This window comes from Lysinibacillus sp. A4, from assembly GCF_024919535.1.
Classification (GTDB): Bacteria; Bacillota; Bacilli; order Bacillales_A; family Planococcaceae; genus Lysinibacillus; species Lysinibacillus capsici.
In genome coordinates this window covers 723,298-731,638 of record NZ_JANWTB010000001.1, presented here as the reverse complement: position 1 = coordinate 731,638, position 8,341 = coordinate 723,298, and the positions used below count along the sequence as shown (strand labels likewise).

Genomic DNA, 8,341 nt, shown 5'->3' with positions numbered 1-8,341 from the left:
AATGAAGAAGCGGATAAAAACTTAGAATCGAAGGATACAACTCTAAAAGTAGCGGATAAAACCTTTAAAGTGGCGGATAGGATTCTAAAAGTGAAGGATAGCAATAAAGAAGCGGATAAAAACTTAGAATCGAAGGATACAACTCTAAAAGTAGCGGATAAAACTTTTAAAGTGGCGGATAGGATTCTAAAAGTGAAGGATAACAATAAAGAAGTGGATAAAAACTTTGAATTGAAGGATACAACTCTAAAAGTAGAGGATAGAACCTTTAAAGTAGCGGATAGAATTCTAAAAGTGAAGGATACAAATTAAAGTAAAAGATAGAACACTTAAATTGAAGGATAGTACCTCTAAAAGTAGCGGATAAAACCTTCAAAACACCTAATAGAACTCTCAAAAAAAGGGGTAACACCTTTAATAGCCATACATAGCGTTCTACATTATGGATATGATATGATATAATGGCATTTTTCGTGTATAATAGCGAAAGACAAGAAGTTGGAAGGATGAAGTACAGATGACGAAACCAGTAGTAGCCATCGTAGGTCGTCCGAACGTAGGTAAGTCGACGATTTTTAATCGTATCGTTGGAGAACGCGTTTCGATTGTGGAGGATATCCCAGGCGTAACACGTGACCGTATTTATAGTTCGGCAGAGTGGTTAACACACGATTTTAATATTATTGATACAGGTGGCATTGAAATTGGAGACGAGCCGTTTTTAGAACAAATTCGTCAACAAGCTGAAATTGCCATTGATGAAGCGGACGTAATTATTTTCATGACAAATGGTCGTGAAGGAGTAACGGCAGCAGATGAGCAAGTTGCTAAAATTCTATACAAAACAAAAAAACCAGTTGTATTAGCGGTCAATAAAATTGATAATCCTGATATGCGTGAAATGATTTATGATTTTTATGCACTTGGCTTCGGTGAACCTTGGCCTATTTCAGGTTCCCACGGTTTAGGTTTAGGGGATTTATTGGACGAATGTGCGAAACATTTCCCGAAAGAAGATGAAGAACAATACGGTGATGATGTCATTAAATTCTCTTTAATTGGTCGACCGAATGTTGGAAAATCCTCTTTAGTGAATGCTTTCCTAGGGCAGGAACGTGTTATTGTTAGTAATATTGCAGGGACAACACGTGATGCGATTGATACGCCTTATGCATATGATGGACAGGAATATGTCATTATTGATACGGCGGGTATGCGTAAAAAAGGAAAGATCTATGAAACAACCGAGAAATATTCTGTGCTACGTGCGCTACGTGCTATTGAACGCTCAGACGTTGTTTTAGTAGTGCTGAATGCAGAAGAGGGTATTCAGGAGCAAGATAAAAAAATCGCTGGCTATGCACATGAGGCTGGAAAAGCTGTGATCATTGTTGTGAATAAATGGGATGCCATTGAAAAAGATGAAAAAACAATGAATGTCTTTACACAGCAAATTCGAGAGCATTTCCTATTTTTGGATTATGCCCCAATTATTTTTGTGTCAGCGAATACAAAACAGCGTGTGCATCAAATTTTACCGATTATCCAACGTGTCAGCGAGAATCATGCGATGCGTATTCAGTCCTCTATTTTAAATGAAGTGATTGAGGACTCAGTGGCTCGTAATCCTGCACCGACAGATAAAGGTCGTCGTTTACGTATTTACTATGCTACTCAGGTAGCAATTAAGCCACCAACATTCGTTATTTTTGTGAATGAACCTGAGCTTATGCATTTCTCATACGAACGCTTCTTAGAAAATCGCATTCGCGAAACATTTGACTTTGAAGGGACGCCAATTCGTTTAATTACACGTGCGCGTGCTTAAGGCAATAGCTATAGACATACAATACGCCAACCCGACATTATTGTAGGGTGGCGTCTTTTTACAAGAAAGAACTTATTTATAGACAACCCAACAAAGGGAGGATTTTGTTATGGAAAAAGTTTGTGTGTTAGGGGCAGGCTCATGGGGTACTGCACTGGCAATGGTACTAGCGGAAAATGGACATGATACGCTTGTATGGACACATAGAGCTGAGCAGGCAGAAGAAATCAATCAACTGCATACGAATAAAAAATATTTACCAGAAACCATTCTACCTGTAAATTTACATGCGACGAGTGATATGGCGAAGGTAGCTACTCATGCAGAAACCATTGTTGTGGCTGTTCCAACAAAAGCGATTCGTGAAGTATGCGAGAAACTAACGGCTGAATTAACCAAAAAAGTGTTGTTTGTCCATGTTTCAAAAGGAATTGAGCCTGACTCATTAAAACGAATATCTGAAATTTTAGCAGAGAGCTTACCAGCTATGTATGTGGAAGAAATTGTTGTTCTTTCTGGGCCAAGTCATGCAGAAGAAGTGGTGCTGCATCATCCTACAACGGTTACTGCAGCTTGTGCCAACATTGATGCTGCTGAAAAGGTACAGGATTTATTTATGAATCAGTTCTTCCGCGTCTATACAAATGAGGATATCATTGGTGTGGAAATAGGAGGAGCGTTGAAAAACGTTATCGCTTTAGCGGCAGGTATTACTGATGGCTTAAATTATGGAGACAATGCGAAAGCGGCACTTATTACGCGAGGTCTTGCAGAAATTTCACGGTTAGGTGTAAAAATGGGTGGTAATCCATTTACGTTCTCAGGACTTACAGGTATGGGGGACTTAATTGTAACCTGTACAAGTGTCCACTCGCGAAACTGGCGTGCAGGTAATATGTTAGGGCAAGGTATGAAGCTACAAGAAGTGCTGGATCAAATGGGCATGGTCGTAGAAGGTGTCCGTACCACGAAGGCAGCCTATCAATTAGCAGAGAAATATGATGTCGCCATGCCGATTTCCACAGAGCTCTATAGTGTGCTATTTAATGATGTTGAACCGAAAGTGGCAGTAGATGCCTTAATGATGCGTATGAAAAAACGAGAAATAGACGATATGAAGCATTAATATTAATTTTTTGATTAGACTTGTCATTAAATGGACATAAATAAGGTGTCTCAACCAATCTGTTGAGACGCCTTATTGTGTGCCACTAGTTGAATAGAAATACAAGCTTAAAGAGTTGTCCATTTCTTGATAGTTATGGGACAACTATTTCTTTTTAGCAAAAGCACATAGTATAATATACTTTGATTGTGTCTTGACATTCAAAGAAAGGTGGTTTTTTGAAATGGGCCCGTTAGCTCATATGCCTGCGCTTGATGTAATGTGGGTGTCGTTTTATTGCATCGCATTTATGATTATATCAGTCGGCTTAATTTATTTAGCGCGAAATAAGATTTCAAATGTATTTTTACGAACAGTCGTAAATTTATGTGCATACATACTGTTTGGACTTGGCACATTTTTAATGGTACTTGTAGTTGCCACTTGGCCAGCATAAATAATAATGAGGTGTCAGTAACATGAAAAAACTAAGTGCTTTGCTGTTGGTATTTGCAACCGCCATACTGTTAGTAGGATGTGCGTACCCAGAAGAAGAAAAAAGGGCTAAGGTCACGCCTGATGTCGATCAACTAGCGGCAGTTCAACGTGCTGTGGATGAATACCGTGAAGCAACAGGTGGACTAGTACCAATTAAAAATAGCGAGTTAGATACGGATATCTATATCAAATATTTAATCGATTTTGAAAAACTTATGCCGAAGTATTTGACGACAATTCCTGGAAATGCCTATGAAAAAGGTGGTATATATCAATATATCATTTGGGACCCTGAAAATGAGGCATCGGTCAAATTAGTAGATTTAAACGCGGCAGAGCGTATACGTGAAATAGGTATTCGTAAACTATCTACACAGTATTTACCAATAAAAGGGTCAATTTCAGATAATGTTTATCAGATCAACTATAAAGATTTGGGGTATAAAACAGAGGTAACTGTAAAAAGTCCCTATTCTGGCGTCGAGTTACCGCTTTTCATGACTGGTGATGGTGAATTACATGTAGACTATGCTGTGGATTTAGGCCAGCTTTTAAAAGAGGATAAGCCGAATGTAAAGCCAGGTGATGATATTCGCCAACTGCTTGTCGACAAATTTCCAGTTGTGCCTGCCTATTCTATTCCCTATACAGTGGACGAGAATGGAGAGCCTGTCTATGATATGAAAACGTATAATGCGGATGTCAAAAAAGCGAAAGAATTACAAAAACAAGAGGCAGAAGCCGCCGAGAAAAAAGAGAAATAGCAAACAAGCTCCTTACATTTGTGAGGGGCTTTTTCATATTTGTCTACAGGCTCGCATATAGTGAAAAAGCGTAGATAAAGGAGGCAGAAACCTTGAGTGAAGCAGTATTTAGAGAAATTGCAGAGCGCACAAATGGCGATGTTTATATTGGTGTTGTCGGTCCAGTACGTGTAGGTAAATCAACATTTGTAAAAAAGGTAATGGAATCAGTCGTGTTACCAAACATTGTGGATGAAACGGAAAGAATGCGAGCACAAGATGAGTTGCCACAAAGTTCTCCGGGGCCAGTCATTATGACTGCTGAGCCGAAGTTTGTGCCTGCCCAAGCAACCCGTATTGTGGTCGGTGAAGATGAAATGCCATTCCAAATTCGATTAGCAGATTGTGTTGGTTATATTATCGATGGGACAAAAGGCTATGAGGATGAAAATGGACCAAAATTTGTTCATACGCCTTGGCATACGGAGCCAATTCCATTTCAGGAAGCCGCTAAAATTGGCACAGATAAGGTGATTCGCGATCATGCGAATATTGGTATTGTCGTAACGACTGATGGTACAGTGAACGGAATCAGTCGACGAGCAGCAGAGAAGGCAGAAGAGGAAATTGTAGAGCAATTAAAAGACATCGGCAAACCATTTGTCATCTTACTCAATTGCCAAATGCCTGCGAGAGAAGAAACGGTTCAGCTTCGCAATGAATTGTTTGAACGTTACAATGTCCCTGTTATTGCGATGTCCATTGATCAAATGAGAGAAACGGATATTCAATATATTTTACAAGAGGCGTTATTTGAATTCCCAATTCGTACCATTGAGGTAGAAAAACCAGACTGGCTGGATGTATTAGATGCTACACATCCATTAAATGTTGCATTGATTGATTCGATGGAGGAAGTCCTTTCTTCTGTGATGAAAATTCGAGATGTGCAACAGGCGTCAGATGCCTTTAAAGCCATTGACTTTATTGACCAAAGTGAAGTTGTTCATGTAGATGCAGGTGTAGGAACAGCTGTAATTCGGGTATCCCTACAGGGTGAATTGTATAAATCAGTTTGTAATGAATGGCTAGAAGAACCAATTGAAACGAAAAAAGATTGGTTACTCTTTATCAAAGAGGCGGCAGAGGCAAAAGAGGCCCAAAAGCGATTTAAAAGTGCTATTCACGATGCTGATACGACAGGCTATGGCGTGACATTGCCAATGATGCAGGAATTTGAGCCAACAGCCCCAGAGCTCATTAAACAGAATAATTTCTTCGGCGTACGAATGAAGGCAAAAGCGCCATCCTATCATATTATCCGAGTGGATATGGAGTCAGAATTTGCACCGTTAATTGGCTCAGAGTTCCATAGTCAGCAACTTCTAAAAGATTTAAATCATGCTTATTTACATGATCGTGATGCCTTATGGAATACACAATTATTTGGTACACCATTGCATGAAGTATTAAAAGAGGGTATTCGCTATAAAATGGATGCAGTTCCACCTACTGCCAAAAAACGTATGCGTCAGACGATTGAACGTATGGTTAACGAAGGAGATCGTGGTTTAGTAACATTTATTTTATAGTGATAAAATTCAGAAAAAATGCAAAAAATATACGCAGGGCTTTTCGTTTTTATGCGAAAAGTCCTTTTATTTTTGTTTTTTGGGTGAAAAACTGATTTTTTGGTTATAATCATGTATGAATACAGTTGCGTAGCGGTTTTCTATGTGTTACTCTTTTTACAGAATTGGTTCATGACCCTTTGAGAGGAGGTGAATGGTGTGAATAAAACAGAATTAGTAAACTCTGTTGCTGAAGCTGCAGGTCTTTCTAAAAAAGACGCTTCTAAAGCAGTTGAAGCTGTATTTGATACAATTCAAGATGCTCTTGCAAAGGGTGACAAAGTACAATTAATTGGTTTTGGTAACTTTGAAGTACGTGAACGTGCGGCTCGTAAAGGTCGTAACCCACAAACTGGTAAAGAAATCGAAATCGCTGCTAGCAAGGTGCCTGCTTTCAAACCAGGTAAAGCGCTTAAAGACGCGGTAAAATAATACACGTCTAGTAGTTACATAGAGCAGTCTTCATGTTAACGAACATGAAGGCTGCTCTTTTTAACTTCAAATTTGAATTTTACATAATAATATACAGTGATTTGCTTATCTAGAAGCGAATTTCTGATGAATCAGGTAAGTCATTTTGCGCTTACCTTTTGGATGTGCTACGATGCATAGGGAAATGTGTAATGTTTTGATATGCAGGAGGGTTTTTTGATGTCGAATATTGATTTATTAAAAATAGAAGAAGCGGTAAAAATGATTTTAGAAGCAGTAGGTGAAGATGTAAATCGTGAAGGTTTATTGGATACGCCGAAGCGTGTAGCAAAAATGTATGCCGAAATGTTCAGCGGCTTGCATGAGGATGCTAAAGATTATTTTAAAACGGTATTTCATGAGGATCATGAAGAACTAGTGCTTGTCAAAGATATACCTTTTTATTCGATGTGTGAGCATCATCTAGTACCTTTCTATGGCAAAGCACATGTTGCATACATACCAAATGACGGCGTTGTTGCTGGACTGAGTAAGTTAGGCCGTGCAGTGGAGACGATTGCCCGCAGGCCACAACTACAAGAGCGTATTACCTCTTCAGTAGCAGACACAATTATGGAGATGCTTTCGCCAAAAGGTGTCTATGTTGTGATCGAGGCTGAGCATATGTGTATGACAATGCGTGGATTAAAAAAACCTGGTTCTAAAACGGTGACATCTGTTGCACGCGGTATTTATGAGGAAGATGAAGTGAAACGTAGAGAAGTACTATCATTTATTCAAATGTCTTAAATTGCGTGTCTAATTATGTTATGATGAACTAAGAATTTGTCGGATTTAAGGAGTGTACAAAGATGTCACAAGATTATATTGTTATTCAAGCAGAAGAAGATGGTGTACATGTCATTGGATTAACACGTGGAACTGATACGAAATTCCATCATTCAGAGAAATTAGATGCCGGCGAAGTAATGATTGCTCAATTTACAGAACACACATCTGCCATGAAAATACGCGGTAAAGCGCAAATTCATACAGCACATGGCGTGATCAATAGCGAAGCGAAAAAATAAGAAATTTTGTTTCTAGGTTTTAATGCTGTTTAGCGTTCAACAGCACATATAAAAACACTAGATGTGAAAAACTTAGTATAAGGTCTATGGGCAGTTAGCATTCCAACATTCAATTATGGGAGAGCTTTACTGCCTGTGCTATGAAGAAAGCAAATTTTTTTTATTCCGCATCGTTGCGTATGCTATAATGACTCAGTAAGCAAGCGTTTGGCCTTGTAAAGGCTGACGTATCTGAAAGTGAAATGGAGTAAGGTCTATGAATGCAACATACATTCAAAATTCAATTGCACAGTTAAAAACAGAGATTTTCATGGATGTTCGTCATAGAACTTTGCAAAAATACACAGGTGTACCTGTGCTAGATGAAAATCAACTGTTTTATTTGTTAATCCCGTTTTTGAATGGTGAAGAATGGCAACAAGAGCAACAAGAGGCTGCAATTACTGTTGGCATAGTATACGCAGCATTAGCGGCTCACGATCATATAAAAGAATTAGACGCAACATCAAAAGAACAGCAGCTTACCGTTTTAGCTGGGGATTTTTATAGTGGTCGTTATTATGAAATATTAGCAATGTCAGGAAATGTTGCATTGATTCGAAATTTGTCACAAGGTATTGTGGCACGATGTGAAAACCAAATTAAGGTTTATGAAAATAAACAACGAACAATGGAACAGTGGTATACGTCGATGAGTACGATAGAATCCGGGTTAATTGCTCAATTTTTTGATCTTTATTCTTTCGGTGAATATATACCACTTATAGAAAAAAGCTTATTAATCTTACGTTTAGAAAAAGAATGGACAGCTTATCAACGTGGGCAAATGTCTTTAATGGGTAAGGCACTAGAAGAAAGTGTCAGACGTAATGGCGCAACCTTTAATAGCGTCATCCAAGGGAAAATTGTGCATTTAAAAACAGAGCTATCACAGCTCATTAATCAGGCATCCTTTTTACAAAGTGATATCAAACAAGCTTTACATGCACATGTAGAGGCATCCATTGCTTCTACTAACGGATAAGAGAGGTTTT

The 8,341-nt window shown here is 38.6% G+C and carries 10 protein-coding genes; all 10 read left to right on the top strand.

Translation table 11 applies throughout. The annotated features are described in order from the left end of the window. On the top strand, positions 1-312 hold a 312-nt coding region (locus NY607_RS04015; RefSeq protein ID WP_259419186.1), incomplete at its 5' end, for a hypothetical protein. Between the two features lie 205 nt (positions 313-517). Further along, positions 518-1,828 (top strand): ribosome biogenesis GTPase Der, encoded by a 1,311-nt coding sequence (gene der / locus NY607_RS04010; protein ID WP_004232601.1) that lies wholly within the window; start codon positions 518-520, stop codon positions 1,826-1,828. Between the two features lie 109 nt (positions 1,829-1,937). Continuing rightward, positions 1,938-2,954 (top strand): NAD(P)H-dependent glycerol-3-phosphate dehydrogenase, encoded by a 1,017-nt coding sequence (locus NY607_RS04005; RefSeq protein WP_237900051.1) that lies wholly within the window; start codon positions 1,938-1,940, stop codon positions 2,952-2,954. A 223-nt stretch (positions 2,955-3,177) separates the two neighbouring features. Continuing rightward, positions 3,178-3,390, top strand: coding sequence for a DUF2768 domain-containing protein (locus NY607_RS04000; protein ID WP_004232605.1), 213 nt, complete (start codon positions 3,178-3,180; stop codon positions 3,388-3,390). A 22-nt stretch (positions 3,391-3,412) separates the two neighbouring features. Continuing rightward, the gene (locus NY607_RS03995; RefSeq protein WP_237900053.1) at positions 3,413-4,195 is read left to right on the top strand and encodes a hypothetical protein; all 783 of its coding nucleotides are present in this window, start codon (positions 3,413-3,415) and stop codon (positions 4,193-4,195) included. Between the two features lie 92 nt (positions 4,196-4,287). Further along, entirely contained in the window at positions 4,288-5,766 is a 1,479-nt protein-coding gene (gene spoIVA, locus NY607_RS03990; RefSeq protein WP_016993351.1) for a stage IV sporulation protein A, read from the top strand. A gap of 198 nt (positions 5,767-5,964) precedes the next feature. Continuing rightward, positions 5,965-6,237, top strand: a complete 273-nt coding sequence (locus NY607_RS03985; protein WP_004232618.1) for an HU family DNA-binding protein — start codon at positions 5,965-5,967, stop codon at positions 6,235-6,237. A gap of 219 nt (positions 6,238-6,456) precedes the next feature. Further along, the gene (gene folE, locus NY607_RS03980) at positions 6,457-7,026 is read left to right on the top strand and encodes a GTP cyclohydrolase I FolE (protein ID WP_009370809.1); all 570 of its coding nucleotides are present in this window, start codon (positions 6,457-6,459) and stop codon (positions 7,024-7,026) included. A gap of 62 nt (positions 7,027-7,088) precedes the next feature. After that, positions 7,089-7,307: a trp RNA-binding attenuation protein MtrB gene (gene mtrB / locus NY607_RS03975; protein WP_004232621.1), complete on the top strand. Its 219-nt coding sequence runs from the start codon at positions 7,089-7,091 to the stop codon at positions 7,305-7,307. 256 nt (positions 7,308-7,563) lie between these two features. Continuing rightward, positions 7,564-8,331 carry a heptaprenyl diphosphate synthase component 1 gene (locus NY607_RS03970; protein WP_131519659.1) on the top strand — a complete coding sequence of 256 codons (768 nt, stop codon included), beginning with the start codon at positions 7,564-7,566 and terminating at the stop codon, positions 8,329-8,331. Positions 8,332-8,341 lie beyond the last annotated feature (10 nt).

Bases quoted from the DNA above. Each gene is read 5' to 3' on its own strand.
- der (WP_004232601.1), top strand. From the start codon at position 518: ATGACGAAACCAGTAGTAGCCATCGTAGGTCGTCCGAACGTAGGTAAG.
- NY607_RS04005 (WP_237900051.1), top strand. From the start codon at position 1,938: ATGGAAAAAGTTTGTGTGTTAGGGGCAGGCTCATGGGGTACTGCACTG.
- NY607_RS04000 (WP_004232605.1), top strand. From the start codon at position 3,178: ATGGGCCCGTTAGCTCATATGCCTGCGCTTGATGTAATGTGGGTGTCG.
- NY607_RS03995 (WP_237900053.1), top strand. From the start codon at position 3,413: ATGAAAAAACTAAGTGCTTTGCTGTTGGTATTTGCAACCGCCATACTG.
- folE (WP_009370809.1), top strand. From the start codon at position 6,457: ATGTCGAATATTGATTTATTAAAAATAGAAGAAGCGGTAAAAATGATT.
- mtrB (WP_004232621.1), top strand. From the start codon at position 7,089: ATGTCACAAGATTATATTGTTATTCAAGCAGAAGAAGATGGTGTACAT.
- NY607_RS03970 (WP_131519659.1), top strand. From the start codon at position 7,564: ATGAATGCAACATACATTCAAAATTCAATTGCACAGTTAAAAACAGAG.